At 35.2% G+C, this 26,575-nt stretch carries 27 protein-coding genes; 8 read left to right on the forward strand and 19 right to left on the reverse strand.

Going from position 1 to position 26,575, the window contains the following annotated elements:
- Window positions 1-217 precede the first annotated feature (217 nt).
- From D8M03_RS13720 to D8M03_RS13780, 13 genes are all read right to left on the reverse strand, one after another.
- Complete coding sequence (locus tag D8M03_RS13720; protein ID WP_121215396.1) at window positions 218-1,465, reverse strand: flagellin N-terminal helical domain-containing protein; 1,248 nt, start codon at window positions 1,463-1,465, stop codon at window positions 218-220.
- Window positions 1,466-1,720: 255 nt separating this feature from the next.
- Complete coding sequence (gene csrA / locus D8M03_RS13725) at window positions 1,721-1,933, reverse strand: carbon storage regulator CsrA (protein ID WP_121215397.1); 213 nt, start codon at window positions 1,931-1,933, stop codon at window positions 1,721-1,723.
- Window positions 1,934-1,937: 4 nt separating this feature from the next.
- Window positions 1,938-2,375, reverse strand: coding sequence for a flagellar assembly protein FliW (fliW, locus tag D8M03_RS13730; RefSeq protein ID WP_121215398.1), 438 nt, complete (start codon window positions 2,373-2,375; stop codon window positions 1,938-1,940).
- A gap of 17 nt (window positions 2,376-2,392) precedes the next feature.
- Window positions 2,393-2,947: a DUF6470 family protein gene (locus D8M03_RS13735; protein ID WP_121215399.1), complete on the reverse strand. Its 555-nt coding sequence runs from the start codon at window positions 2,945-2,947 to the stop codon at window positions 2,393-2,395.
- Window positions 2,948-3,002: 55 nt separating this feature from the next.
- Window positions 3,003-3,914 (reverse strand): flagellar hook-associated protein FlgL, encoded by a 912-nt coding sequence (gene flgL, locus D8M03_RS13740; RefSeq protein ID WP_121215400.1) that lies wholly within the window; start codon window positions 3,912-3,914, stop codon window positions 3,003-3,005.
- Between the two features lie 13 nt (window positions 3,915-3,927).
- Window positions 3,928-5,442, reverse strand: coding sequence for a flagellar hook-associated protein FlgK (flgK, locus tag D8M03_RS13745; protein WP_121215401.1), 1,515 nt, complete (start codon window positions 5,440-5,442; stop codon window positions 3,928-3,930).
- Between the two features lie 42 nt (window positions 5,443-5,484).
- Window positions 5,485-5,979, reverse strand: a complete 495-nt coding sequence (locus tag D8M03_RS13750; protein ID WP_121215402.1) for a flagellar protein FlgN — start codon at window positions 5,977-5,979, stop codon at window positions 5,485-5,487.
- Between the two features lie 15 nt (window positions 5,980-5,994).
- Window positions 5,995-6,246, reverse strand: coding sequence for a flagellar biosynthesis anti-sigma factor FlgM (gene flgM / locus D8M03_RS13755; RefSeq protein ID WP_121215403.1), 252 nt, complete (start codon window positions 6,244-6,246; stop codon window positions 5,995-5,997).
- Window positions 6,247-6,402: 156 nt separating this feature from the next.
- Window positions 6,403-6,819 (reverse strand): TIGR03826 family flagellar region protein, encoded by a 417-nt coding sequence (locus D8M03_RS13760; RefSeq protein WP_121215404.1) that lies wholly within the window; start codon window positions 6,817-6,819, stop codon window positions 6,403-6,405.
- 71 nt (window positions 6,820-6,890) lie between these two features.
- Complete coding sequence (locus D8M03_RS13765) at window positions 6,891-7,490, reverse strand: ComF family protein (RefSeq protein WP_121215405.1); 600 nt, start codon at window positions 7,488-7,490, stop codon at window positions 6,891-6,893.
- Window positions 7,487-8,905, reverse strand: a complete 1,419-nt coding sequence (locus D8M03_RS13770; protein ID WP_245987611.1) for an ATP-dependent helicase ComFA — start codon at window positions 8,903-8,905, stop codon at window positions 7,487-7,489. Before D8M03_RS13770 ends, D8M03_RS13765 begins: the two co-directional genes overlap by 4 nt.
- Window positions 8,906-9,013: 108 nt before the next feature.
- Window positions 9,014-9,859, reverse strand: coding sequence for a DegV family protein (locus tag D8M03_RS13775; RefSeq protein WP_121215406.1), 846 nt, complete (start codon window positions 9,857-9,859; stop codon window positions 9,014-9,016).
- 258 nt (window positions 9,860-10,117) lie between these two features.
- On the reverse strand, window positions 10,118-10,639 hold the full coding sequence (locus D8M03_RS13780) for a DUF4440 domain-containing protein (RefSeq protein WP_121215407.1): 522 nt from the start codon (window positions 10,637-10,639) through the stop codon (window positions 10,118-10,120).
- Window positions 10,640-10,909: 270 nt separating this feature from the next.
- Between D8M03_RS13780 and D8M03_RS17780 the strand changes: the two genes are divergently transcribed.
- Window positions 10,910-11,077, forward strand: coding sequence for a hypothetical protein (locus D8M03_RS17780; RefSeq protein ID WP_170148458.1), 168 nt, complete (start codon window positions 10,910-10,912; stop codon window positions 11,075-11,077).
- 39 nt (window positions 11,078-11,116) lie between these two features.
- Here the strand turns inward: D8M03_RS17780 and D8M03_RS13785 are convergent, their stop codons facing one another.
- On the reverse strand, window positions 11,117-11,791 hold the full coding sequence (locus D8M03_RS13785; protein WP_121215408.1) for a response regulator: 675 nt from the start codon (window positions 11,789-11,791) through the stop codon (window positions 11,117-11,119).
- A gap of 30 nt (window positions 11,792-11,821) precedes the next feature.
- The gene (locus D8M03_RS13790) at window positions 11,822-12,979 is read right to left on the reverse strand and encodes a sensor histidine kinase (protein WP_121215409.1); all 1,158 of its coding nucleotides are present in this window, start codon (window positions 12,977-12,979) and stop codon (window positions 11,822-11,824) included.
- 171 nt (window positions 12,980-13,150) lie between these two features.
- Here D8M03_RS13790 and D8M03_RS13795 point away from each other — a divergent pair, with 171 nt between their 5' ends.
- A complete protein-coding gene (locus D8M03_RS13795; RefSeq protein ID WP_121215410.1) occupies window positions 13,151-13,786 on the forward strand; it encodes a YigZ family protein in 636 nt (211 codons plus the stop codon).
- A 240-nt stretch (window positions 13,787-14,026) separates the two neighbouring features.
- Window positions 14,027-15,097: an LCP family protein gene (locus D8M03_RS13800; RefSeq protein WP_121215411.1), complete on the forward strand. Its 1,071-nt coding sequence runs from the start codon at window positions 14,027-14,029 to the stop codon at window positions 15,095-15,097.
- Window positions 15,098-15,495: 398 nt separating this feature from the next.
- Here the strand turns inward: D8M03_RS13800 and D8M03_RS13805 are convergent, their stop codons facing one another.
- Entirely contained in the window at window positions 15,496-15,693 is a 198-nt protein-coding gene (locus tag D8M03_RS13805; protein ID WP_121215412.1) for a hypothetical protein, read from the reverse strand.
- 46 nt (window positions 15,694-15,739) lie between these two features.
- The gene (locus D8M03_RS13810; protein WP_121215413.1) at window positions 15,740-16,801 is read right to left on the reverse strand and encodes a glycosyltransferase family 4 protein; all 1,062 of its coding nucleotides are present in this window, start codon (window positions 16,799-16,801) and stop codon (window positions 15,740-15,742) included.
- A 256-nt stretch (window positions 16,802-17,057) separates the two neighbouring features.
- Here D8M03_RS13810 and secA2 point away from each other — a divergent pair, with 256 nt between their 5' ends.
- Both secA2 and D8M03_RS13820 read left to right on the forward strand, forming a co-directional pair.
- Window positions 17,058-19,421 (forward strand): accessory Sec system translocase SecA2, encoded by a 2,364-nt coding sequence (secA2, locus tag D8M03_RS13815; RefSeq protein WP_121215414.1) that lies wholly within the window; start codon window positions 17,058-17,060, stop codon window positions 19,419-19,421.
- Window positions 19,421-20,320 carry an accessory Sec system S-layer assembly protein gene (locus tag D8M03_RS13820; RefSeq protein WP_121215415.1) on the forward strand — a complete coding sequence of 300 codons (900 nt, stop codon included), beginning with the start codon at window positions 19,421-19,423 and terminating at the stop codon, window positions 20,318-20,320. The genes secA2 and D8M03_RS13820 overlap by 1 nt, the downstream gene beginning before the upstream one ends.
- 157 nt (window positions 20,321-20,477) lie before the next feature.
- Here D8M03_RS13820 and D8M03_RS13825 read toward each other — a convergent pair whose 3' ends face one another.
- Both D8M03_RS13825 and D8M03_RS13830 read right to left on the reverse strand, forming a co-directional pair.
- Window positions 20,478-20,984 (reverse strand): C40 family peptidase, encoded by a 507-nt coding sequence (locus D8M03_RS13825; RefSeq protein WP_121215416.1) that lies wholly within the window; start codon window positions 20,982-20,984, stop codon window positions 20,478-20,480.
- A 350-nt stretch (window positions 20,985-21,334) separates the two neighbouring features.
- Complete coding sequence (locus tag D8M03_RS13830; protein WP_121215417.1) at window positions 21,335-22,270, reverse strand: C40 family peptidase; 936 nt, start codon at window positions 22,268-22,270, stop codon at window positions 21,335-21,337.
- A gap of 254 nt (window positions 22,271-22,524) precedes the next feature.
- Here D8M03_RS13830 and brnQ point away from each other — a divergent pair, with 254 nt between their 5' ends.
- The 3 genes from brnQ (at window position 22,525) to D8M03_RS13845 (ending at window position 26,448) form a co-directional block, all read left to right on the forward strand.
- Window positions 22,525-23,850 carry a branched-chain amino acid transport system II carrier protein gene (brnQ, locus tag D8M03_RS13835; protein ID WP_121215418.1) on the forward strand — a complete coding sequence of 442 codons (1,326 nt, stop codon included), beginning with the start codon at window positions 22,525-22,527 and terminating at the stop codon, window positions 23,848-23,850.
- Between the two features lie 209 nt (window positions 23,851-24,059).
- Window positions 24,060-24,995 carry an LCP family glycopolymer transferase gene (locus D8M03_RS13840; RefSeq protein WP_245987612.1) on the forward strand — a complete coding sequence of 312 codons (936 nt, stop codon included), beginning with the start codon at window positions 24,060-24,062 and terminating at the stop codon, window positions 24,993-24,995.
- Between the two features lie 88 nt (window positions 24,996-25,083).
- The gene (locus tag D8M03_RS13845; RefSeq protein WP_121215420.1) at window positions 25,084-26,448 is read left to right on the forward strand and encodes a S41 family peptidase; all 1,365 of its coding nucleotides are present in this window, start codon (window positions 25,084-25,086) and stop codon (window positions 26,446-26,448) included.
- The last annotated feature ends 127 nt before the right edge of the window (window positions 26,449-26,575 follow it).

A 26,575-nucleotide genomic window follows, 5' to 3' on the forward strand; every position in this document is an offset into this window, starting at 1 on the left:
ATATTGCACGTATCACCTTTCATAACTTGTTTCTCGTCAATTCAAGTATATCGAAATCGGTGGTTACGTGCTTTTTTATTGTCAAAAATTGTAGTAAAACCCCAACAAATATTATAGAACCCTAAATATAAGTTAGTTGTAGTAATAACTCTTCATAACCTTTATTCGCTTAAATAAAAAAGAAGGAACTTATATAATAAGTTCCTTCTTTTTTTAATTATCCACGAAGAAGTTGTAAAACACCTTGTGGTTGTTGGTTAGCTTGAGCAAGCATAGCTTGAGCAGCTTGAGTAAGGATATTGTATTTAGTTTGGTTCATCATTTCTTTCGCCATGTCAACGTCACGAACACGAGATTCCGCAGCAGTTAAGTTTTCAGCAGATGTGTTTAAGTTGTTGATTGTGTGTTCTAAACGGTTTTGAGTTGCCCCAAGTTTTGAACGCTCTTTAGAAACTTTAGAAATAGCTTCATCAATTACTTTAATTGCAACATTAGCTTGACCTTGGTTTTCAACTTTAAGGTTTTTAACACCTAATGCTGAAGCACCCATATCTTTAAGTGCTAAGTTAATATTTTGTCCAGTGTTAGCACCAATATGGAAAGTTGCTGATCCATCAGAGTGGTCATCAGTCGCTTGTGTTGTTTCACTAAAGCTAGATAATGCATTTGTAGCACCAGATTTCACATTACCATTTGAATCTTTAACTGTCACTGTAACTCCGTGTACAGCTCCTGCAATACCAGTTGCAGCAGCTACTAACTCAACTTGTCCATCTGCAGTTACAGATACATCAGTATCTGCTGCTAATTTTGTTCCACTAAATAAAGCTTCTAGGTTAGTAGCTGCATCTACAGTAATTGTATCAGTTTTAGTTGCTCCGTCAATTACATAAGAAACATCAATTTTATCTCCTACTACGATTCCAAGACTATTTCCATCTTTATCTTCAAGATCAGTTAATAAAGTATCTGCGGCAGCAGCTGCACCAGCTTTTTTTAATACTCCACCAGTATTAACATTAGCTGTAGATTTTGTAGTTTTATCCATTGAACCGTCAATTAGTTTTTTCGTATTGAACTCAGTAGTTTCGGCAATACGGTCGATTTCTTTACCTAATTGATCCATTTCGTCTTGGATATTTTTACGATCTTCATCAGTGTTAGTGTCATTAGCTGCTTGAACTGCTAATTCACGTTGACGTTGAAGAATAGAGTGAGTTTCGTTTAATGCACCCTCAGCAGTTTGGATTAAAGAAATCGCATCTTGAGAGTTACGAGAAGCTTGATCTAAACCACGGATTTGTCCACGCATTTTTTCAGAGATTGCTAAACCTGCTGCGTCATCTCCAGCACGGTTGATACGTAAACCTGAAGATAGTTTCTCGATAGATTTACTTGCTGCTTCAGTGTTACCAGTCAACTGACGGTGTGTGTTAAGAGCTGCGATATTGTGATTAATTCTCATTTTTAGTTCCTCCTTGGAATGTTTAGCTCACGTCCTTGTGAGCATTCATTTTTCTATGTAGAAGAGATCCAAGCCGGCCGAACTTGTCTCTCTTGCTTACACTAATAATATCGGATGGCCAAAATTTTCTTTAATAGATTTTAACTTTTTTATTTTTAATTTTTAGCTCACTTGTAAAAAAATGTTCACATAATAATTATTATGCAAAGAAAAAATCCTCGCCCTAATTTATATAAGGCGAGAATATGGTTTTAGTTACTTCATATTTTTTAAAATATTAATATCTTTTACAACAGATTCTGTATTAGAAACAGAAATATCTTGTCTTAGTTCTCCACGTATGACCTCGATATTTCTTGGGGCTTGAATTCCTATTTTCACCTGTTCACCTTTAACTTCTGAAATAATGATTTCAACATCTTCCCCAATCCAAATGGTTTCTCCTACTTTTCGGGATAGCACTAACATTTGCTCACCCCTTTACACTTTCAAAATTCAGTTGGTGTCGGATGGCATAGTCTTCTTTATCTAGTATTACTTGTTTCGCTTTTTTGTTTGTTGTATTTAAAACAATGGGTGCTTTTAAATTAATTGTAGAATTTTCTAAAGTATCTTTTAATGAAATAATCGCAAAAACAGCCACTTCATTTTCATTTCGTATATCCAATGCGTTCACTGTAGCTTCGTCAATGTCAAACGTATAATCCGAAACAACTACATATGGACTTGTAATGATAAATGCTAGTTGTTCAGTCTTTGTAGATTGGAGAACTTGAAAAATACTGTTTCCTTCTAGTGGAAGAAGAATAAATTGATTTTCCTCTTCAAATCCTGGGATACCGTGTGCGAAATGTAAAATTTCAGAGGGGTCTATTGTGACTTCGCCCATATAAGCCGTTTTTATATTCATGTTTTAATGCTCCTTATTCAGACTAACCAATCAATTTTTAAAGATGGATATTGTAACATTTCTACTTTTACTTTACCCGGAGTATAGTTATGAATTGGTTTGTTGATGGTTGAATTAATAATTGCTTTTTGCGGTTCAATTTGAATGTCTACAGTTCCTGGTTCAAAATTAATTTTCACACTACCAGCTTGTGGTATAAACTTAATATTTAAACTTGAATATGGTTGTCTTCCTCTACGTTTTGCCTGTTCTGCAATTGGATTTCCACCATTTTCAATACGCATCAATTCCTGACCTTCCTCTGCTCTTCTGGCAATCCCCTCCAAAACATCTTGTTTACTTTGCTGCGCGATTTCTCGTGTACGGCTAATAGATGTTTTATAACCCATACTTTCTCTTGCTTCATAGCCATCAATGGTCAGTTTGGATTGAGTTGTTTGAATTGTCATTTTCGCTTGCGGTTGTTGAATATCAAGATTTGCTTTCGGTTGTCGAATTTCCTGAACAGGTTTTTGAATGTCTAATCCTATTCGAGCTGGAGTCGATTGAATTTGTATTTTTGGGATATTCATAATATGTCTCCCTTCAAAGAAAGCGTTTGGAGCAAGAAGTCCAAACGCTTTCTTATTATCTTAAAAAGTCTACTAATGTTGGTTGAATGATTCTCCCACCTACCGATAATGCAGCACGATGAATGGATTCTTGCGTAATCATTTCCGTAATTGCTTTTTCATAATCAATATCTTCATTTTCAGACATTCTAGTAGTTGCAATAACTTCTTGAGATTGTAAACGGGCATCCATTAACTCAACACGATTTTGTCGAGCACCGATATCAGCACGGGTTGTAAGGATTTTACTCATTTGATTGTCAATTGCAGTAAGGTGTGTAGATAATTCACTACCACTTTTTTTTGCAGCAATATCATCTTCTATGTTTTTAAACATGGCATCAATTTCTCTAAATAGTTGAATCGGTGTGGTGTTAATTTGTATATTAATACCATCAAACACTTCAATTTCAATTGGTTTATTTAATGGATCATTTGGATCAGTTGGATTAGCCAAATCCTTAGGTGCTTCATATTCTTTATTTGTTAAATTAAATGGAGCTGTATTCGTTTTTGTACCACTAAAAATATAACTATCACCGATTTTCGTATTAGCTAGATTCTGTACATGTTCTCTTAATTGTTGTATTTCCGCATTAATTTTTTCACGATCATCAGGATTCATCGTATCAGATGAAGCTTGTACAATTAATTCGTTTGCTCTTTGTAATGCAGAGCCAATTTTATCAAAAGTATCGTCCGTTGTATCTAACCAGTTATAAGCTTCACCAATATTACGGGAAAATTGTTCGACACTATTCAGTTCTGTACGATAGTTTATTCCCTTCATTGCTGTAACCGGATCATCTGATGGTCTTGTTACTTTTTTCCCAGTGTTCACCTGTTCTTGAATTTTACCAAGTTTTGCATAGCTATTGGATAAATTACGAAGCAAATTGCCAGAAAGCATTGACTGAGTTACGCGCATGGTTTAGACCTCCTTATAATCCAACGCGGCCCATGCCGTTAATAATTTTATCTAAAGTTTCATCAATTACAGTTATCATACGAGCATTGGCATTGTATGCTTGTTGGAATGTAATCATATTTGTCATTTCTTCATCTAATGATACCGAACTTACAGAATCACGCCGTTGTTGAACCGCTTGTTGTAGCGTCTCGGCATTGTATTGCAAACGTGATGCTTGTTGTCCATCAACACCTAGTTGGCCGATTAGCCCTTCTAATTCACTTAACGGATTAAATTTCATATTTGCCAAATTTAGTGCATTTTTCCCATTTCCAGATTCAGCTTCATTTGTAGAATCGGATGCAGCAATTAAATTTGGGTCATCGATAATCGCTTGTGATACTGATATATTTCCAGCAGTGAATTTATCACTGGAATCATTTTTAATAAAAAATTCACCACCAGCAACACCTTCTAAATCGGTTCCTTCACTATGAATTCTATTAAACTCTTTTGCAAATGCGCTTGCTAAATCATCTAATTTTTTCAACAATTCTGGTAGGAAACATTTTTCGCTTCCATCTGTTGATGCATATCCATATGAATCTACAAGAGATTTATACTTACCAACATTATTAAAGTCATTAATATCAATTTTTACTTCTTGATTATTTATACCTTTCACTACAAGTCCAGTTATAATATTTGTTGGTGTAACGCCATCTGATAAAGTATTCTCCCCATCATTACCTAATACTGCATGATTATTCCCTTCAACAAGTGTTACTGCCGCACCATTTACTTTTAATGTTACAGTCACAGAACCTTCTGCAATCGGTAATGAATTACCACCAGATTTCGTGTAAGATACATCGATTGGAAAATAAGTTGATAATTGATCAATTAAGTTATCTCGTGCATCATATAAGTCATTAGGCATATAGCCATTTGGTTCAATTGATTGTATTTGAAAGTTAATCTCGGCAATTTGCTTTAAAACTGAGTTAGCATCTTTTAATAAAACACCTATTTCATCTCCAGTATTATCTTTAATCTGCTGAATCGAATTATGCATATAATGGAAAGAATCTGAAACCGCAACTGCACGTTGAACAACTACCGCACGAGCACCACCATCTTTTGGATGTACATTTAAATCTTGTAAAGAATTCCAAAACTGATTTAAAGCTTCTGCTAAACCATAATCAGACGGCTCTTTTAAAATATCCTCAACTTGAGTAATCGATTGTGACTTTGCTGACCAATACCCAAGTTTACTTGTTTCTTGTCGGTATTGCGTGTCTACGAATTTATCCCGAATTCGTTCTACAGCTGTTGCTTCAACTCCTGTTCCAATAAAACCAGGCGTTTTCGGTGCATTTAATCCTATTCCCGGATATCCTTGAGTTGGTACCATATCCACTCTCTGACGGGAATAACCCTCAGTATTTGCGTTTGAAATATTATGCCCCGTTGTATATAAAGCACTTTGTTGCGTAAAAAGTCCGCGCTTACTAGCTTCTAAACCCATAAATGTGGAGCGCATGAAGTTTCCTCCTTAAATCGTTCTTATGTAAAATATTAAAATTTAAGCTTGAGAATCAAAAGATGAGTTTTTCGGTACTGTGTTTCTAGTTTGATCTCCAGAATAATTGATTTGACTTGGCTGAGGTCGTAACAAATCTAATGTCATATTGACGAATTTTAAGGATTGGAAAACAAGCTTTTGGTTCAAATCATTTTGCTTTCTCAAATCGTCCACAACAAGTATTAGTCGCTTACGAACCTCCTCCAATTGTTTTCGTTCTGTTTCTGTTTCAGCTGCTTCGATCACATCGAGAACAGTTGGTATGCCAACTGGTGCAAATCCTTTTGCGTTCAAGTAATCCTGTACTAATGCTTGGCGCTGTTGCTCAAGTGTTCCAATAGCGGCTACGTGAGATTGTTCATTTTTCAACATCACATCAAGTTCTTCCATGTCGCCTTTTTTTACGATTTCCGTTTTTTTATAGGCTAGCTCAAGCAAACTTTTATGCATTTTTTCAAGATTTTCTAGTGTCTTTATAATTTGTTGAACTGACATGGTTTCGAACTCCTTTTAATAGCGATAATATTTCAACATATCTTCTGCAACTTTTCGTGCATCTACTTTATATTCACCCGATTGGATTTGTTCTTTTAATTTTTGTAATTTTTGAGTACGTTCTGTACTAATTGTTGACATTTCTTTAGCGGTAGTTGAAATTTCAATTTTATCTGTATATGTAGACGTTGTAGCCGCTGTATTCATTTTTCGTTGTTGTTTGTTATATGGGTTAACTGAATTAACCTGAATTGGAGTTATTTTCACAACTACCCCTCCCCTTAATTTCATTTACTAACGTTTATTTCGGTTCGTTCACAAAAATGTTAACGTTTCTGACCGAAAAAAGCTCACATTTTATACTTGTCCTTGGGTAATTAAATACTCTTTCCAAGTTTTCAAGCAAAAATGTGAGCTTCATTATTATTTTTTACGGTTCGATGCTAAATAAGTCGCTCTTTCAGATTTGGAAACATTTTCTCTGAATTCTTTTGCCGCTTCAAAGTTACGCAAGTCTTTCTTGATTTCATTTTGACATTTAGTACATAGTTTTCCCGTAGTTGTTAGATGACCGCAATTATCACAAGGATACCCTAAATTAGGAAACACTGCTGGTTGTAGTCTATTTTTACGTACCCATTTATGTAACAATTCTTCAGTCACACCTGTTGCTTCTACAATTCTCTCTATGGTTGCAGCTCGATTTTCACGCTTTCTTAAAAATCGGTAAACAACTTGGTACAATTCCTCTTCGTTTTGGGCACATTTATAACAAATATCACGTATTCCTGTGTAATTGAAAAACTCACCGCAACTTGGACAATTTCTTACCTCTGCCATCAAAGTTCCCTCCCGTTTCTATTTTACTACTTCTATTATACTATTAACCCATGAAATTTCCTCGATTTTTATTAACCTCTTATTAAAGTAAATGCCCGAACAGATTTCGCACCGGAATGAAGCAGAAGATTTTTCGCATGGTTTATCGTTACCCCTGTAGTATAAATATCGTCCACTAATATAATTTCTTTATTTTTACAATTCTTTATCAACTTAAAAAATTGTGGGGTTGCAAGGCGTTCTTGACGAGTTTTCCCTACTTGGGTGTCTGTCATTGTTTTTTCAAGAAAGTGTTCGTAAGGTATATGTGCAGCTTTTAATAATTCATCAACTTGAGCAAAGGAGCGCTCCTTCAATTTAGTAGGATGCAACGGGATAGGGACAATAGTAGCATGGGTTTTTGAGAGTTGTTCATGTATCTGTGCCCGGAAAACTTTAGCTAGCATTACGTCATGCATAAATTTATATCGATGTAAAAAATCCTTCATTGCATCGTTATATTGATAAAGCGATATTACTTCCTTTGAAGTATTTTCATATGGTACAAATTTTTGTTCACATTCTGTACAAATTGTTTTTGGAAAAGCGTTAGTGAGAAAGGATTTCCATGTAATTTGGTGATTTAGTGGGGCATTACATATTAAACAATTTGTCACTTCATTTCTTTTCATATTTTTTTATCTCCGAATCCTTCTGTGTTTAATCGTATGATTTCATTTCGAGCTTCATCCATTTCGGTTGTAATGCCATGATGATAAAAGATAATTTCTCCATTTGGAAAATCCACGTTTCTGCCCACCCTCCCACTAATTTGAATTAGGGCACTCGATGTGAAGATTTTCGACTCTGCCCCTACTACCGCAACTTGAACATTTTTGATTGTAATTCCTCGTTCTAGAATTGTGGTTGTAAGTAGCCCCGGTATTTCTTCATTCCTGAGTTTTAACACCTTTTCTTTTCTATCTGCGTCCTCTGCATGAACACTTAATATATTTTCATTAATTTGCTGGAATAGTGGTGCTGCAATTTCCATTAGTTTTATTGTTGGGAAAAAGATTAGAAATGGTTCATTGTTATTAAGTCGAGTTTCTGTCCAATTTAATAGTTTCCTTGGAATCTTACCACTTTGGATTTGCTTTTCGTATGACCATAATGATTGGAATTCTGGTACTGGTAAAGGATGTCCATGATACCTTTTCGGAATAAATGAGTAACCCCATTTTTCATGTTTGACTTGGGCGTGGATTTGATGGGATGGGGTTGCTGTAACTAAAGCAATTGGTGAATTTTGTTTCTTTACTTTTATAACTGCCCTTTGTAAAGCTAGATCAAAAGTGTATGGAAATGCATCAGCCTCATCTACAATGACAACATCAAAGGCGTTTTCAAAGCGATATAGTTGATGGGTGGTTGCAATAACTAGTTGCGCAAGTCCTGATTGTACTGGGGCATTTCCATATAGCGCGTGAATAATCGTATTTGCAAATACTTTTTGAAAACGGGGAAATAATTCTAATACAACATCTGTTCGTGGTGTAGCAATACAAACACGCAAGCCTTTCTTAAGTGCCGCAAGTACCGCAGGAAATAATATCTCTGTTTTCCCAGCACCACATACCGCATGAACGAGATGATTATTTTTTCTAGTGATGATTTTTGTTAATTCCTTTGTAGCCTTTGATTGCGCCTCGGTAAATGTACCATCCCAATCTAATACGTGTTTACGGCTAAACTTCGGTTTAGGACCATTCCACGTTATTAAATCTGTACAACTTGTCACCCGTCCCATGTTTATACAATGTCTACAATACACACATGTTTGATTACACCGCGCACAATTGTAATGAACGAATTCTTGTTGATTTTCATTGTGACATCGATTACAGCGAAAAATTATACGATTGAAGAAACCTCGTTTTTCGGATATCCCCGGAGTTATTTTGAAAAATCTTAAATAAGTTTCGATTTTCTCTTGTGGGAAGGGCGTGCTAGTTCTAATCCAAATACGACCTAAAAAGAAATCACGGATTTGGGGTTCTATGATTATTCCTTTGTACCATTTAAATGGCGATTTTAATAATTTCATTAGCATCTCTCCTTTGTGATTCGAAGTTATTTGCTTTTCCAGCATGTATATTTGCCTTCAACAAAAAAACAGCCCCAATTCAAAAAGAATCGAGACTGTTTTACTAACTTATATTTTCTTTACCCAACCAAGCCCTAAAGAACCTTCACCTAAATGAGTTCCAATTACTGGACCAAAATAGCTAAAGCTAAATTCCACATTTGGATAACTTTCTGCTAATTGATTCAACCATTCACGGCCTTCTTCTTCACAGTTTGCATGGATAACTACTGCTTTCAGTTGATCGTGTTGTTGAACAGCATTTGCAAAAACTTCTTCTACTCGACGAAGAGCCTTTTTCTTCGTGCGGATTTTTTCAAAAGGTACGATTACTTTATTTTCAAAAGTAAGAATTGGCTTCACTTGAAGTAGACCGCCTACAAGTGCAGCTGCCGATGAAAGTCTTCCACCTCTTTGTAGATGTGCCAAATCATCTACTACGAAGTATTCATCCATAGTAGACTTCATTTCTTCTAACGTGTTTAAAATTTGCTCTACGGATGCTCCTTGCTGTGCAAGTTCTGCAGCTTTTATCACGAAAAAGCCTTGTGGTGAACAAGAAACTTCACTATCAAAGACATGCACATTGATTCCTTCTACCATTTGACCAGCTTGCATCGCACCTTGCATTGTCCCACTAATGCCACTAGATAAATGAATAGAAATGACATCATCATAGTCCTTCGAAAGTTCAGTAAACAACTCTACAAATTTCCCTACTGGTGGCTGAGTTGTTTTTGGAAACTGTTTTTGATTACGCACTTTATCATAAAATTCGGAAGATGTAATTTCAACTTCTTCCTCATAACTACCATCTTCAAGATTCACACTTAGAGGAATCATATGAATGTTATAACGTTCCCGTTCCTCTGGGGTTAAATAAGCTGTACTGTCTGTAACGATTGCAATTCTCATATCCCACTCTCCTATTAGCAATAGTTTACCTTAAGTTTTCATCTATGTGAATCAAAATGAAAGGAGTTGTCTGAAAAGTCATTTTGAGACAACTCCTTTGCGACGAGGATAGTGGAAATTTATTTCGACTACCGCAGGAGCAATAATTCATAAGAGATATTTATCAAGAAAGAAAAGAGGTGTCCAAAAAATTATTACTTTTTGGACACCTCCATTCTGATTACTTTTATTTTGATAGACAAATTACTACAACCTTCTCTATTGTTGAGAATCATTTCCTATATAATAAACACTTGTTACTTTCCATGCATCGTCTTCTTTCACAAAAACGGTTACTTGACGGCCACTACTTGTTAGTTCTACATCTGTTTCAAGCTCAGTCATTTGAATATCTAAATTGGCAAATACTTGGGCCTCGTTTTCACTATACTTCACAATTGTTACGTCAGAAGGAGTTCTTTCAATATTATATTGTTCAAATGCTTTTTTTGCAGTTTCTAAATCGTCTTCATAGTTAAAACCTTGAGGATTTTTTGATAACGTTTGAACGTAACGATCAATATCTTTTGAGTTAAATGATTGAATATACTCATCAAAAGCTGCTAAAATTCGTTCTTCTTCATCTTTTGGGACATCTGGCGCTTCTGCTACTTCATCACCCATTACTTCGAAACCAATTGTACTTTCTTCATCTGTTATTTCATTCTTTGATGTTTCTTCTTTATCACTACAAGCAGTAAGCAAAAGGGCTGCTACCACCATTAATAACCATTTTTTCATAATCTTTAAACCTCCTGGGCATATTGTAGCATAATTGTCTTATTGTGGCTAACAACGTAAATTTAAGTCGAATTTTGTAAGTGAAATATATCATTTGTTACTTTATCGTAATCGAGACGATAAAATGTTAGATTTAGTTTCGTTTTTAGGAGGCAAATTTTGATTTTCAGCCCTTTTTATTAAAATGATTTTTAAGTTACTTTTTTGTCTTATAATAAAAGAAATTGCGGTCAAGATTGTCACGTAACACAAAAGTAAAGGATGATGAACATGACAGATCGTGAATTACTAGAATTGCTTGCAAAGAATTTAGAGCAAATGCAATCGCAACTAAATGAGAATACAGAAATTACAAAAGCCATTCTACACCGTCAAGACGAAACAGATGCAAAGATTGATTCACTATCAACTGAAATAGCGTCAAAGAACAAAAAATAACCCCCTCCCAAATTTAATTTGAGAGGGGGTTTCTTTTACTTATCGTACTTCAACCCAGCCATTTTTAATTGCTGTTACTACTGCTTGCGTACGGTCATTTACATTCATTTTTTGAAGAATGCTAGAAACGTGGTTTTTAACTGTTTTTTCTGAGATGTATAATGTTTCACCAATTGTACGGTTTGATTGTCCATCTGTTAACAATTGAAGTACTTCACATTCACGTTTAGTTAATAAATGGAATGGACGACGAATTTCTGTTTGATGGAAATTGCCTTTATTTTCGTGTTCACTTAAACGACGGAACTCCGCAACTAAGTTTTTCGTTACTTTCGGATGTAAGTATGAACCGCCTTTTGCAACAACTTTAATTGCTTCTACGATTTCATCTGCATCCATTTCTTTTAACATGTAACCTAGCGCACCAGATTTTAATGCATGCGTTACATATGTTTCATCATCGTGGATAGATAGCATAATTACTTTTGCTTCTGGGAATTCTGCAATAAGATCAGCAGTTGCTTCTACACCATTTTTCCCTGGCATATTAATATCCATTAAAACAACATCTGGTAAATGGTCACGGTATAAACTAATTACATCAGTACCGTCGTCTCCTTCTGCGACTACTTGGAACGTATCTTCAAAATCTAATATACGTTTAACACCCTCGCGGAATAATTGGTGATCATCAATAATAATAATTTTCGTCATAAAAATGTTACCCCCTACACAATAAAAATACTATTCTAACTCATTATCGGGAAATGGAAGTTTAAACATCACAATCGTTCCTTTTCCAACACTGCTTGTAATCTCCATTGTCCCTTTTAATAATTCAATTCTTTCTCTCATACCGATAATACCAAAGGATTGTTCTTTAATACTATCTTTATCGAATCCTGTCCCATTATCTTTCACTACTATATTAACACAATTATTAAGCCATTCAATTTTCACCCAGATATCCAAGGCTTTTCCGTGTTTAATAGCATTATTTACACTTTCTTGCACTAAACGAAAAATGGAAACTTCATAATCAGAAGGTAGACGCTTTTCGTTGCTGTATGATTGGAAATGGACTTGAACACCTGGATTATATTCCATCACTGTGGATAAATATTTTTTCAACGTAGGCACAACTCCAAGATCGTCCAATGCCATTGGTCGTAGGTCGTAAATGATACGGCGAACTTCGGATAACGCACTTCGAACCGTTCCCTTTAATTCTTTAATTTCTTTAATGGCCGATTCGATTCCTCTTTCACGGTACGTTCTTTCGATTAAATCTGCACGCATCAGTACGTTTGCCATCATTTGAGCTGGTCCATCATGAATTTCTCGTGAAAGGCGTTTCCGTTCTTTTTCCTGAGCAGAAATAATTTTGACGCCAAAATCTTGCTTTATTTTTGCCTTTTCTAACGCAGCACCTACGCTTTTTAAATCGGACGTTAAGAAATTCAGCACAACATTTACTTGACTAACAATATGATCAGCGCGTTCAATTGTATCGTATAATGTTTTTAAACGACGCTCCAAATCATCTCGTTTTTCACGTAAACGCTTTTCTTCTGCACGGGTTAACGAAAGTTTTAATTGAAGTTCATTCGCAAACTCATATGCAACTCGAACTTGTTCTTCCGTATAGCGATCAAAATAACGACTCACTTCTACTAGACGTTCTTTGGCGAGTTTGGTTCTCTTTTCTAAATCGTCACTTTCGTCAATTAAATATTTTATTTTAAGTTTAATGAGTTCTAGTTCAGCTTGCATCTCTTCAAAGCTTCTACGGCTTTGTTCGCTTATAACAAATATATCAGTTTTTGAATTTGTAATGGTCTCTACCATTCGATTAAAAATAACGTCAAGTGAACCTATGTCAACTTTATCGTTCGAAAACATACCTTTTCCCCAATCTAATTGGTGTTGATATTATAACAATATAAAGATTTTTTCTATAAAAAACCATTTAATGCTATGTTAAAAACTATTATACCATTTTAACATTAAATATTAAGTATATCCCTATGTATCATATGATATCATTTTTTGGTAAAAAAAGGAGAAATAATAATGCGCAAAGACTACAAAACTGTAAAAGGCTACGGAGAAAGAGAAATTGTCATTTCAAAATCCCGTTTTATCGGATATGTAAATCGAGCTGAAACAGAAGAAGAAGCTCTTAATTTCATTGATTCTATTAAGAAAAAGCATCCAAATGCAACCCATAATTGTTCATGTTACATGGTAGGTGAACATGATCAAATTCAAAAAGCCAATGACGATGGGGAACCAAGTGGAACAGCTGGCGTCCCTATGCTTGAGGTACTAAAAAAACAAGGCCTAAAAGATACGGTCGTTGTGGTGACAAGATACTTCGGCGGCATAAAATTAGGTGGCGGCGGTTTAATTCGCGCTTACGGTAAAGCAACCACAGAAGGAATCGATGCTGCACAAGTTGTTGAACGAAAATTGCATCATGTTATGAAAATTTCCATAGACTATACATGGTTAGGGAAAGTGGAAAATGAAGTAAGAAATTCACATTATACACTCGCAGAAATTCAATATGCTGAGGGTGTTGACGTTTTTGTAGAGGTATTAAAAGATGATGAGGAAGCATTTGTTAATTGGATAACAGAATTAACAAATGGACAGTCTACTATCAATTGCGTAGATAAGAAGTTTGTGGAATTTATAGTAGAGTGATAAAATTTTATTTACCACCATTCGACAACATAGTATAATTAATCGTATTAATAAATTTAAAACGAATAACGGGCAGTGATTACTCTAATTATTTAGAGTCATACTGCCCGTTAAATGTGATTGTCATTACATAGTGAAAGTATTACCACTGATTTTTTGAAAAATGTTCGACATACTATAGATATATACAATTCGATAATTAAATATACACGATTCCTACATTTTAGAGGAGAATTTTAAATGAAAAGATCAAAAACACATAATGTAAAGAAGAAAAAAAAGTCGACAAAATTTTCTTTGATTCTTAAAGTTTTGCTTTTACTGTCGGCTTCTCTTTTAATATGCGTCACTGCATACGGTGTATACATTACAAAAAAGGCTGAATTTGCAGTAAAAGATTCTTATGAAGTAATTGAGGATCGCCCTGTTTCTGAAAAGCGGGAAGCTAAAGTCGAACCAATACAAGACAATGTTTCCATTTTATTCGTTGGTGTTGATGATAGTGAAAAACGTGGGCAAGGTGCTGAAAATTCCCGTTCTGACGCTTTATTGTTAGCAACATTAAACAACGAGGATAAAACAGTAAAATTAGTAAGTATTCCTCGTGATTCATACGTTTATATCCCAGAAATCGGTTATAACGATAAAATTACACACGCTCATGCATTTGGTGGAACACGTGCAACTATTGAAACAGTTGAGGAATTATTTGATATTCCTGTAGATTATTATGTACGAATGAACTTTGATGCATTCATCGATGTGGTAGATGCACTAGGCGGAATTGAAGTAGATGTCGACATTCCATATGCTTTCACAGAAAAAGACGAAAACGATCGCTACACAGTAAAACTTGAACCAGGTTTACAACAACTTAATGGTAGTCAAGCCTTATCACTAGCTCGTACACGAAAACACGATAGTGACGTAATGCGTGGTAAACGTCAACAAGATATTTTAAAGGCAATTGCAAAAAAAGCAGCTTCAGTTTCATCTATCACAAAATATGATGACATCATCGAAGCAATCGGTGACAACATGAAGACGGACATGACCTTTGATGAAATGAAATCCTTCTTCAGTTACGTATCAAAAGGTATTCCGCAAATCGATACACTTACGTTACAAGGTTATGATGATATGTCCACTGGAGTTTATTATTATCAACTTGACCAAGAATCGCTGTCAGAAACACAACATATTCTAAAAAGTCACCTCGGCTTAATTCCAGATACATCTGACATTTCGAGTACTACACCTGAAAAAGAAACAGCTGTAGAAACTGAATTAAATTTTTCGGTGAATAATTAAAAATTGGACCACGGAGAATTTTTTCTTCGTGGTTTTCTATATGTGCAGTTTGGGCTGAGTTGACACGTTTCTCGTCCACATAGCTGCTGGTTTTGCTCACATAGTTTTTGTTTCCGTCCACATAACGGAGGCTTTTGTCCACTTGGATACTTTTTTCGTCCATATACGACCTGCTTTCGTCCACTTGGCTATCGTTTTCGTCCATATACGACCTGCTTTCGTCACGACCTGCTTTCGTCCACTTGGCAATCCTTTTCGTCCACAAAACTTGCTTTTGTCCACTTAGCTATTCTTTCCGTCCATATACACGTAGCTTTCGTCCGCTTAGCTATTCTTTCCGTCCACATTCGAGCAACTTTCGTCCACTCGGCCACACTTTTCATTCACTTCTTATCTAACTAATCCAACTGTAAAAGATGTAAGGATAATTTCATCACTTGTGCATTTGTAACATACTCTTGTGCGTTTAGCTTAACTTCTAGTGCACTTACCAAATCCACTTGTGTGCATAGCTCCACTTCTTGTGCACTTACCAAAACCACTTGTGTGCATAGCTCAACCTCTCGTGCATTTCCTACCCTATTTGCACTAACCAAAACAAAAAAGCCACTACCCATAAAAAAGTAGTGGTTCATCTAATATTTACTTATTAAAAATTCTCACGATATTTAGTAAAGGTTTGTAGTTCTTACCGGCTAGGCCTATCATCTCAACGAATAATTCGATTGCAACGATGATAACCGTGATAAGTAGAATTGCACCCCATAGCTTGGACACTGAAATTGTAATTGCTGCTAGTCCAAATAATGATGCGATTGCATAGATAATTAAAACCGTTTGACGATGTGAAAATCCGATATCAATTAAACGGTGATGTAAGTGTGATTTATCTGGATCCGACCATTTTTGTTTGTTTCGTAAGCGACGCACAATTGCGAAAAATGTATCAGAAATTGGAACACCAAGCATAATAACTGGGATAATGAACGAAAATACTGTGATTCCTTTGAAACCTAATAGCGACATCACAGCAATCATAAATCCTAAGAATAATGCACCAGTATCACCCATGAAAATTTTCGCTGGATGGAAATTGTAGAATAAAAAACCAATCGTGCTACATGCTAAGATGGCTGCAATTGCGACAACAAACACGTTCCCCATGATGAATGCCATGCACCCTAGCGTAATTAGTGCGATTGTAGAAACACCCGCAGCAAGTCCATCAAGTCCATCAATTAAGTTAATGGCGTTTGTAATTCCAACAATCCAAAGTAGTGTGAATGGAATACTTAAAAATCCAAAATCTAAAGCTCCACCAAATGGTAAATTGATGAATTCAATTTGGATACCGCCAAAGAAAATAATAATACAGGCAGCTACAATCTGACCCAACATCTTTGCTTTTGCAGAAATTTCATACATATCGTCAAAAATACCTGTAATAACAATCACTGTAGCACCCAAAATAATTGCTAAAGGCATGAATGGTGATTCGTATTTTGGTGTTTCAGGCATTAGAATGATATATCCGACTACAAATGCAATAAAAATCGCTAAACCTCCCAATCGAGGCATGATGCGCGAATGGACCTTTCGATAGTTTGGCGCATCAACAGCACCTATACGAAACGCTAATCGCTTTACTAACGGAGTAATTAAAATAGACGTTAATAACGCCACGATTAAAGACACGTAAAGCATGTCTCTCCTCCTCAAAAATAAAATATATGCACGATAATCCAGAATAATTATAGCATGATTAATATCTAAAATATAGGTCTTTCTCTGTTACAAAAGTGGAACAAATATTATGAATTTATCAATTTTGGAAATTTACTCATGAAGATAACTGTTTAGGCCTTAGTTTTCCCTTTGGTTTTATAGTCATACCCCCAAAAGTTTGATAGAATAATGAAGTGTCTACATATATAGACAATTTTCGAAGGAGCGTAAAATCATGTTCTCAATTTTTAGTCGTAATAAAGAAAAAACGAGTGCTCGAGAATTAAAAAGATACTATAAAATAGTTGATAAAATTAATAATCTTGAAGCTACATACTCATCGATGACAGACGATGAGCTTCGTAATATGACAATTACATTTAAAGAACGTTTGGAGCAAGGTGAAGACATCGTAAACATTATTCCAGACGCTTTTGCAGTAGTTCGTGAAGCATCGAAACGTGTTTTAAACATGAGACATTTCGATGTGCAATTAATCGGTGGGCTTGTTCTTACTGAAGGAAACATTGCCGAAATGCCTACTGGTGAAGGGAAAACTTTAGTTGCCTCACTACCTTCTTATGTTCGTGCTTTAGAAGGAAAAGGTGTTCACGTAATTACAGTAAATGATTACTTAGCAAAACGTGACTTTGAACTAATCGGTCAAATTCACCGCTTTTTAGGGTTAACAGTTGGTCTAAACGTCCCAATGATGGAACCTGCACAAAAGAAGTTAGCATACAATGCAGATATTACATATGGTGTAGGTACAGAATTTGGTTTCGACTACCTACGTGATAATATGGCGCATTCCATTGCAGATAAAGTTCAGCGCCCATATCATTTCGCTATTATTGACGAAGTGGACTCAGTACTGATCGATGAAGCAAAAACACCACTAATCATAGCTGGGAAAATGCGTGCAAATGAAGAACTTCACCGCATTGCAGCACTTCTTGCAAAACGATTCAAAAAAGATGAAGATTATGATTTCGATGATGAAACAAAAGCAACTTCTCTAACAGATCAAGGTATTGAAAAAGTAGAAGCAGCATTTGGTGTGGATAATCTTTATGAGTTAGAACATCAAACACTTTATCACTATGTCATTCAAGCTGTTCGTGCTCACGTGATGTTCGAGCGTGACGTAGATTACATTGTAAAAGATGACAAAATTGAATTAGTCGATATGTTTACTGGTCGTATTTTAGAAGGTCGTTCTCTGTCAGACGGCTTACACCAAGCGATCGAAGCAAAAGAAGGCGTTACAATTACGGAAGAAAATAAAGCACAAGCACAAATTACCATTCAAAACTACTTCCGTATGTATCCAAAACTTTCTGGTATGACGGGTACTGGTAAAACACAAGAAAAAGAGTTCCAAGAAGTTTACGGAATGAGTGTTGTGCAAATTCCAACGAACCGTCCACGTATTCGTATTGACCAACAAGATATGGTTTTCGATACAATCGATGCGAAATACGAATATGTAGCACAAGAAGCTGCCCGACGTCACGAAAAGGGACAACCTGTATTGATTGGGACAACTTCGATTTTGCAATCAGAAAAAGTGGCAAAACGATTAGATAAATATGGTTTGAAATATCAATTATTGAATGCCAAAACTGTTGAACAAGAGGTTGAATTAATCTCTGAAGCTGGTCAAAAAGGACGTATTACAGTCGCAACAAACATGGCTGGTCGTGGTACTGACATCGTACTTGGCGAAGGTGTTGAAAAGCTAGGTGGTTTATATGTAATCGGTACAGAAAAGCATGAAAGCCGCCGTGTTGACAATCAGTTACGTGGTCGTTCGGGACGTCAAGGAGACCCTGGTGAGAGCCGATTTATCATTTCAATCCAAGACGATATGTTCCGTCGTTTTGCTAAGGAAGAAGTAGAAAAATTCCAAAGCAAAATGCAAGTTGATGAAATTGGACGTATTACAAACAAAGACGTATTCGAATTAATTAATCGTACACAACGAATTGTTGAAGGTGCTCATTTCTCAATGCGTGAATATAACTTAAAACTAGACGATGTAATCAATGACCAACGTCGAGTAGTTTATAATCTTCGCGACCGTGTGCTAGAAGGAAAAGATCTTATTGGTGAATTAAAAACAATGCTATTAGAAACAGTAGAATTCGCTGTTTATGATAATGCACCAGAAGAACTTGACCCAATGGAATGGGACTTCGGCAAAATGGAAAATGCAGTGAATTCACTATTCTTAACTCCTGTTTCGATCAATCGCGAAGAAACAAAGGCAAAACGCATTTTAGAATCGATGCAATCATCAGTTGACGAAATTGTTAGCACAATTGAAAACTTTGAACAAAACGAACAAGTGATGGCTGTAATTCCACAAGTAATGTTACGTTTCATCGACACTATGTGGGTAAAACATTTAGAGCAAATGGCGCATTTAAAAGAAGGGATTGGCTTACGTCATTATCAACAAGAAGACCCAATGCGCATTTACCAACGTGAAGGCTTAGAACTATTCGGTAAAAACTATCAAGAGCTACGCCGTTCAATTGTAGGAGAGCTTATAACGTTTATGAAACAACTGGCTAGTCAAGAGGGGGAACTATAATGGGAATTTTTGATTTTTTCAAGAAAACAGATAAAGTAGGTAAAGATAGTGCGATTGATTCAAAAGAACTTGTAGGAAGTTCTAATAATAAAAAATCGGCAACGAAAGAAGTAGTAACAAAACTTTCTTTCCACCCAGATTGGAATGTTCCTCAAGAACAACAATATGTATTCCGCTTTTTAGCAAATGAATTGGAACCACTAAAACCAAATCAATTATCTTTAGCAGCAATCAGCATAGAAGAAGAAGCACGCAACGGAGCTTGGCACGTAAAAGCATTTTTCCGTTCATCATTATCACAACCAATCGAACTGGGTGACATTGAATTAATTTTACTAGACAAAGACGATAAACGTTTAGCTTCAAAACAATTCAACTTTAAAGAACTGGGTACAATCCCAGCTGAAAGTGCTCGTCCTTGGGTATTTACTTTTGATAAAAACTCAATTGAAGCAGAAGAAATTCCTGAAGAAGGATGGAAAATTGCCTTTAATTTAATTTCATTACGTGGTCATCAGTTAGACCTTGATGATACGTGGAAAAAACAACTTCCTAAAGAACAACAAGAACTTTTAGCGAAGGTTGTAAAAGACCTACCGAAATTAGGCAAAACAGAAGTGAACTTTACTGGCTTCCAAGTGAAATTACGTGATGACCAAAGCTTACATGCATCAATTTTCATCCGTAACGGAAACGAAAAAGCGATTAATTTAGAGCAACTACCATTAGAAATTATCGATGCAAACGGTAAACGAGTTGCGAAAGGATCATTCAAATTAGATCCAATCCTAACTGTACAACCAAACTCAACAAAACCATGGACATTTATCTTCCCAGCTGAATTAGTAGATGCCGAAAACGCAGACTTCTCCCGCTGGACTGCAAGAGTTGTTCAATAAATTAGAAATGCCTAAGCGGCTCGCTCAGCTACAATAAATAGCCAATACTAAACCCGCTACTAGATTAATAGTAGCGGGTTTTGTTAAATACGCTAAAAAACGAAAAAAGTGTAGATATAGACAATACGTTGTCTCCATCTACACTTTTTTCTATGTATTAGTCAGCTTTTGCTACTAATTTTACATTTGCAACACGTTTTGCACCTACATAACGGTCGCCCCAGTACCATTTGTCGTTAAGTTCTGTAATACTTACACCTTTACCTGTTTGTGAGTGAATGAATTTTCCATCACCATAGTAAATACCCACATGAGAAATTCCACTGCCAGAAGTATTAAAGAATACTAAATCGCCTGGTTGTAAGTCATCTTTACTTACTTTTTCACCTACTTGATACATAGATGAAGAAGTTCGTGGTAATTTGATTCCTAACTCTTTATAAACCGTTAAAACAAACCCTGAACAATCGAAACCATTTTCTGATGTGCCGCCATATCGATAAGGGACACCTAAATATTGTTTTGCTGATTCTTTTAACTCAACCGCTGTTATATCTCCCTTTTCTGCAGCAAAAGATTCTTCTGCCACGATTGGTGAAAAGTATAATGCTAGTCCAGCTACAGTTGCTAGTATGAATTGTCGAATTCGCTTGCTATATCTCATGTGCCCCTCCAACTTCTAAAAGTAAATATTCTGTCAAATTATCTGTATTAAGAGTACCACGAGATTTTGTTCTGTGACATTACAGTTTAATAACAAAGAAGTTACATAGTTTGATAATTTTCGCATTTTTGGTAATGGATTAAAACCCAATAATACCAAGGTTTTCCTTAGTTTCTAAATTTATATTTATACTTTTATTAAGCTATTAACATAAAATTTGAAAAGAAATTTCTCGATTTTTGTAACATTTGTAATATAAAATGAAACCTTTTCATTACTTAAATCGTCTTTTTTACATAGATTCATATAAAAAACCACCTACTAAAGATAGAGGTGGTTAATAAATTTAACTATTTAGAAGCTATTTGGTTAAAGCGTTTAAATGTAACAAACCGTGAATTCCAATATTCATACTCTAATTTCGACAATTCAACTCCATCACTGCCAGCATGGATAAATACGCCATCACCTAAATAGATTCCCATATGTGAGATTCCTGCAATATATGTGTCTTTAAAGAACACTAAATCCCCCGGAACCGCTGTCTGAACCGTTGTTGTGTCATTTAAAAAGTAGTCATTGCTGCTTTTTCGAACAATATTGATTCCTGCATTTGAATAGACATAGCGTACAAAACCACTGCAATCAAAACCCTCAGGAGTATTACCACCATACAAATAAGGTGTACCAATAAACGTATTTGCTAACTCTATTACTTTCTTATATATTGTTTGAACGTTACTAGAAGGAGCTTGTTTAATAGGAACTTCTTTTGAAAGCTGATTATTAATTTGTTGCTCTGTTGTAGCAATTACTTCATTTGCAAAATCCTTCACTGGTTCTCCGATATTACTAATTTGTGCTGTTGGATTTAATTTCAATACTTGTCCAACAAAAATTTTATCAGAATCTAGTTTATTCCACTTCTGTAAATCCGCAATTGAAACTCCGAATTTTTTAGAGATTTTGGATAACGTATCACCTTTTTCTATTTTATAGGTAGAAACATCCTTTTCAATTGATTCCGTTATCGTATTTGTATTTGCTACAGGCTTACTAGTTTTACTACTTTGGACAACAAGTTTTTGACCTACAAAAATAGTATCATTTTTTAATTTGTTCCATTCTTTTAACTGATCAATAGTAGTATTACTAGTTTTTGCGATTTTTGTTAAAGTATCGCCTTTACTTACTACATATGTAGAAGCTTCTGCAATTTGGGGTGTAACAATAGAAGTTGCTATGATAGCAGATGTAAATAAAAGTAATTTTTTGTTGTAACTCATTTGGTGTAATCACCCTTTCAATGAGGAATTTTCCTATATTACCATCTTAGTTAATTTTTCGACGATACACAATCCATTATTTAAAGAAAAAATTTTACGAATTTATCAATATTTCGACAAATGTTAGTAAAGAATATGAATATACTATTTGATTTCTTTGAATTCTGTGATACAATTTCACCTTGTGTGAACACAAATAATTATTATTTTTTGAAAGTTTTTGCTTTTCAAATTTAGAAAGGATTTAGGTTTTTATGAAGTTTATTAAAGAAAACCTCGCTGTTGGATTTATGCTTTTTGCATTATTCCTTGGTGCTGGTAACATTATTTTCCCACCTGAACTAGGTCAAAACGCCGGAACAGAATTTCTTCCTTCAATTATCGGTTTTTTGATTACTGGTGTCGGTTTACCGTTAATTGGGATAATTGCAGTTGCGAAAAATGGTGGAGATTTACAAGTGGTCGCAAATCGAATCCATCCAATGTTTAGTGCCATTTTCACTGCGGTTATCTATTTATCAATAGGACCACTTTTTGCCATACCTAGAACTGGTGCTGTAACATATGAAATTGGGATTGCACCATTTTTATCTGAGGCCACTAAAACAAGCGGAGTTCCATTATTAATTACTACGTTAGTTTTCTTTGCAGTTGTGCTTTATTTATCTTTAAATCCTACAAAATTAGTAGATCGTATCGGGAAAATCTTAACTCCTGCTCTATTAATCGTAATAGCACTACTTGCGATTAAATCATTTGTTACTCCAATGGGTAGCTTTGGTGAAGCACAAGGAGTATATGTAACAAAGGCTTTTTCTGAAAGTTTTGTACAAGGTTACTTAACAATGGACGTGTTAGCTTCTTTAGTATTTGGTATCGTCATCGTTCAATCGTTACAAGCGAAAGGCATTATGGAGCGTTCAAAACAAGTGACAATTACAATTTTCTCAGGTATTGTCGCTGCTCTTGGATTAGCGTTTGTTTATATCTCACTAGAATATATCGGGGCTACAAGTACTGAAAAAATCGGTTATTTAGGAGACGGTGCTAGTATTATTGCCGAATCTGCACGAGTGCTATTTGGTAGTGCAGGGAATATTATTTTATCGCTTGTTATTATCTTGGCTTGTATTACGACAGCAGTTGGATTAGTTTCTGCAAACGCAACGTATTTCCATAAACTATTCCCAAGCCTATCTTATAAAACGTTAGCTGTAATCTTTACGTTATTTAGTTTAGTAATTTCAAACTTCGGATTATCTAAATTAATCTCGATTACATTACCAGTGTTAATGTTTATTTACCCTATTGCGATTGTTCTAATGTTCTTAGTGTTATTTGACCAATTATTTGACCGTAGACCTATCGTTTACAGTTTATCGTTAATTGCTACAGCGCTTGTAAGTTTATACGATGGTTTTAAAGCGGCTGGAATAGAAGTTTCTTGGTACGAAAACATCTTGTCTGCATTACCATTGTACGATCAAAGCATTGGCTGGTTAATTCCAGCAATCGTTGGACTAGCAATTGGTTGGATTATTCATTTAATGACCAAGAACACATATAGTGCTAGACAATAAGAAAAGCGGTGACCGCTCGATTAAAGCTCCGACCACAAACGAATGATAGTAGACAGGACGTTTTTGCCTAGAATACGTTTCTAAGTTTGTCGAGGAGCTAGCCCGAAAACCGACTCAATTATAACAATCAAAAAGTCACCCAGTTTTTTCTTACAAAAAATTACTACCCTCTCCTCCCATTGCATATTGTGTAATAGGAGGAGATTTTTTTGAAAAAAATAATTATCATTACGATTTCTATCTTCCTTCTATTAATAATTAGTTATGCCACTTACCTTTTCCTAAATGTAAAAGCTACTATGAAGGCTATCCATTCACCTCTAACAATTGAAAAGACATCATCTGAAATAGCTCTACCTACACCTACTCCTACTACTACACCCTCTCAAAATAGCTCGGAAGCAAAAAATAACACGCCACCTATAACACTTCTTTTACTTGGCATTGATCAGTTACAAAATTCCCCTGGACGAGCTGATACCATCCTTGTACTAACTGTTAATCCTACATCTCAAACAATCAAAATGTTAAGTATCCCTAGAGATACATATACAGAAATTGTTGGACTAAATTTTTACGATAAAATAAACCACTCCTATGCGTTTGGTAGCGTAGCGATGACTTATGCAACGGTGGAAAATTTATTGCAAATTCCGATAGATTACGTTGTTTCTATTAATATGGAAGGTTTTGTAGACTTAATTGATACTTTAAACGGGGTTGAAATTGACAATCAAATTGCCTTTTCTACAGATGAGTTTGACTTCCCTAAAGGAAAGATCGTATTATCGGGACCAGAAACCTTAGCCTATGTGCGGATGCGTTACGATGATCCCCTTGGAGACTTTGGACGGCAAAATCGTCAAAGAATGGTTGTGGAAAATATACTAAAACAACTATCTTCACTCAATATTATCTGGCAAGTCCCTTCTGTTTTGGAAACAATTCGTTCGAACGTAGAAACGAATATTACCTACGATGATATGAAAACTTTCATAAAATCATATAAACCTGCTTTAAATAATATTGAACAATTAAACTTTGAAAAAGGTGATGGTCGTATTGAAAACGGCATTTGGTACTACTTCCTTGATAAAACAGAACTTCAAACGATTCAAGCAGAATTACAAGAATCACTTAAATAATTTGTCGAAATTTTTCTGGAAATATTAATATCTACTACCATTCTAGAAGATATATAATGAGAACAGTCACAAAATAAGGAGTTTTTATATGAAGAAAATAATACCAATATTGTTAGGGTTGTTTCTATTATTCATCCTCCCTATACAATCCTTTGCCTCAACATTTGATGAGGTTAAATGGCTAATACAAAATGATTATGTTGGAGAAATTAAGGGAGACCTAAACCGCGCAACCACTATTGATGAAATGATTGAAATGCTAGATCCTTATTCCTCCTATTTTACAAAAGAGGAATTCGATGCGTTTACAAACTCAATCGAAATGACAACTGTAGGTATTGGAGTAGTTATCGAAAAGCATGAGAATGGTATTTTAATAGTAGATGTAATTGAAAGTGGAAGTGCATACAAGGCAGGCGTAGTTGCTGGAGATATTATCATCAATGTAAATGGTCAGTCCATTGTTGGCTTAAGTATAGAACAGGCACAAGCACTTATTTTAGGTAAAGAAAATACAACCGTTGACATTACTTTTTTAAAGGAAGATGGAACACAGACTACTAAAAAAATAACAAGAATACCCTTTTCCATGCCCAATGTTACAAGCAAATTGTTATATGGCAATGTAGGCTATATTGGATTAAGCTCTTTCTCAGAAAATGGTACCACTTTAGTGAAAAACGCTTATACGAAATTAAAAAATCAAGGTGCAACGTCATTCATACTTGATTTGCAAAATAATGGCGGGGGCTATGTATCTACTGCTGAGAAACTAATTGGGATGTTCCCAAATGCACCTTATGCCTACAAGCTTAAAACGTCTGATAATACTTACCAAGAGACTTCAATATCACAAAATGTTAAATTTCCAGAAGATACACGAATTCTAGTGAATCGATTTAGCGCAAGTGCTTCTGAAATGACCGCTGCAGCATTAATCGATCAAAATGCAGCCATTGTTTATGGAGAAAATACTTACGGTAAAGGTACGATGCAATCACTTTATCCATTATCCGATGGAAGCTATTTAAAACTTACTATGGCTGAATTCTTTGGTCCAAATGGTACAGTTGTAAAAGACATAGGCTTAAAACCACAAGTTGTCACAACGACAAATCCTATATTCAAAGCCCATTATGATAGTATCACTAAAGAACTATCAAAATATAAAGAGAGTAAAAGCTTACTAGAAGTACCTGTCTCTAAAACGTTTAAAATTACATTTACTAAACCTGTAAAGGAACAGATTGATGCTAACGCCATTGAATTAGTAGAGCTTGGCGGAAGTAAAGTGGATGTAAACTTTGAAGTTAATAACAATCAAGTAATCGTTAAACCCGTAAAACCATTAAAAGCGGGCTATCAATATATACTAATTGCACACCCGACACTTCAAGACTCTCATGGTAATGCATTAAAATCAGGTCAATATATCCACATTACCGTAGAATAATAATAAATGGTCCTTTGTCAATTGTTGGGGTAAGAAATGAGAGGACAAGAAAACTTGGATATTTGATATACTATTCTGCCATCCATTTCTTCTGAAGCGTAGCGAAGAAGGAATGGATGGCAGAACG

Source organism: Ureibacillus endophyticus, assembly GCF_003628435.1.
GTDB classification, from domain to species: domain Bacteria; phylum Bacillota; class Bacilli; order Bacillales_A; family Planococcaceae; genus Ureibacillus; species Ureibacillus endophyticus.

What these genes read in the sequence shown, in the direction of transcription:
- D8M03_RS13800 (WP_121215411.1), top strand. Translation starts at nt 14,027, where the DNA reads ATGAAAAGATCAAAAACACATAATGTAAAGAAGAAAAAAAAGTCGACA.
- secA2 (WP_121215414.1), top strand. Translation starts at nt 17,058, where the DNA reads ATGTTCTCAATTTTTAGTCGTAATAAAGAAAAAACGAGTGCTCGAGAA.
- D8M03_RS13820 (WP_121215415.1), top strand. Translation starts at nt 19,421, where the DNA reads ATGGGAATTTTTGATTTTTTCAAGAAAACAGATAAAGTAGGTAAAGAT.
- D8M03_RS13830 (WP_121215417.1), bottom strand. Translation starts at nt 22,270, where the DNA reads ATGAGTTACAACAAAAAATTACTTTTATTTACATCTGCTATCATAGCA.
- brnQ (WP_121215418.1), top strand. Translation starts at nt 22,525, where the DNA reads ATGAAGTTTATTAAAGAAAACCTCGCTGTTGGATTTATGCTTTTTGCA.
- D8M03_RS13765 (WP_121215405.1), bottom strand. Translation starts at nt 7,490, where the DNA reads ATGAAAAGAAATGAAGTGACAAATTGTTTAATATGTAATGCCCCACTA.
- D8M03_RS13795 (WP_121215410.1), top strand. Translation starts at nt 13,151, where the DNA reads ATGCGCAAAGACTACAAAACTGTAAAAGGCTACGGAGAAAGAGAAATT.
- flgK (WP_121215401.1), bottom strand. Translation starts at nt 5,442, where the DNA reads ATGCGCTCCACATTTATGGGTTTAGAAGCTAGTAAGCGCGGACTTTTT.
- D8M03_RS13790 (WP_121215409.1), bottom strand. Translation starts at nt 12,979, where the DNA reads ATGTTTTCGAACGATAAAGTTGACATAGGTTCACTTGACGTTATTTTT.
- D8M03_RS13810 (WP_121215413.1), bottom strand. Translation starts at nt 16,801, where the DNA reads ATGCTTTACGTGTCTTTAATCGTGGCGTTATTAACGTCTATTTTAATT.
- D8M03_RS13845 (WP_121215420.1), top strand. Translation starts at nt 25,084, where the DNA reads ATGAAGAAAATAATACCAATATTGTTAGGGTTGTTTCTATTATTCATC.
- D8M03_RS13825 (WP_121215416.1), bottom strand. Translation starts at nt 20,984, where the DNA reads ATGAGATATAGCAAGCGAATTCGACAATTCATACTAGCAACTGTAGCT.
- D8M03_RS13770 (WP_245987611.1), bottom strand. Translation starts at nt 8,905, where the DNA reads ATGAAATTATTAAAATCGCCATTTAAATGGTACAAAGGAATAATCATA.
- D8M03_RS13720 (WP_121215396.1), bottom strand. Translation starts at nt 1,465, where the DNA reads ATGAGAATTAATCACAATATCGCAGCTCTTAACACACACCGTCAGTTG.
- D8M03_RS13775 (WP_121215406.1), bottom strand. Translation starts at nt 9,859, where the DNA reads ATGAGAATTGCAATCGTTACAGACAGTACAGCTTATTTAACCCCAGAG.
- fliW (WP_121215398.1), bottom strand. Translation starts at nt 2,375, where the DNA reads ATGAATATAAAAACGGCTTATATGGGCGAAGTCACAATAGACCCCTCT.
- D8M03_RS13750 (WP_121215402.1), bottom strand. Translation starts at nt 5,979, where the DNA reads ATGTCAGTTCAACAAATTATAAAGACACTAGAAAATCTTGAAAAAATG.
- D8M03_RS17780 (WP_170148458.1), top strand. Translation starts at nt 10,910, where the DNA reads ATGACAGATCGTGAATTACTAGAATTGCTTGCAAAGAATTTAGAGCAA.
- D8M03_RS13785 (WP_121215408.1), bottom strand. Translation starts at nt 11,791, where the DNA reads ATGACGAAAATTATTATTATTGATGATCACCAATTATTCCGCGAGGGT.
- D8M03_RS13760 (WP_121215404.1), bottom strand. Translation starts at nt 6,819, where the DNA reads ATGGCAGAGGTAAGAAATTGTCCAAGTTGCGGTGAGTTTTTCAATTAC.
- D8M03_RS13735 (WP_121215399.1), bottom strand. Translation starts at nt 2,947, where the DNA reads ATGAATATCCCAAAAATACAAATTCAATCGACTCCAGCTCGAATAGGA.
- D8M03_RS13780 (WP_121215407.1), bottom strand. Translation starts at nt 10,639, where the DNA reads ATGAAAAAATGGTTATTAATGGTGGTAGCAGCCCTTTTGCTTACTGCT.
- flgL (WP_121215400.1), bottom strand. Translation starts at nt 3,914, where the DNA reads ATGCGCGTAACTCAGTCAATGCTTTCTGGCAATTTGCTTCGTAATTTA.
- csrA (WP_121215397.1), bottom strand. Translation starts at nt 1,933, where the DNA reads ATGTTAGTGCTATCCCGAAAAGTAGGAGAAACCATTTGGATTGGGGAA.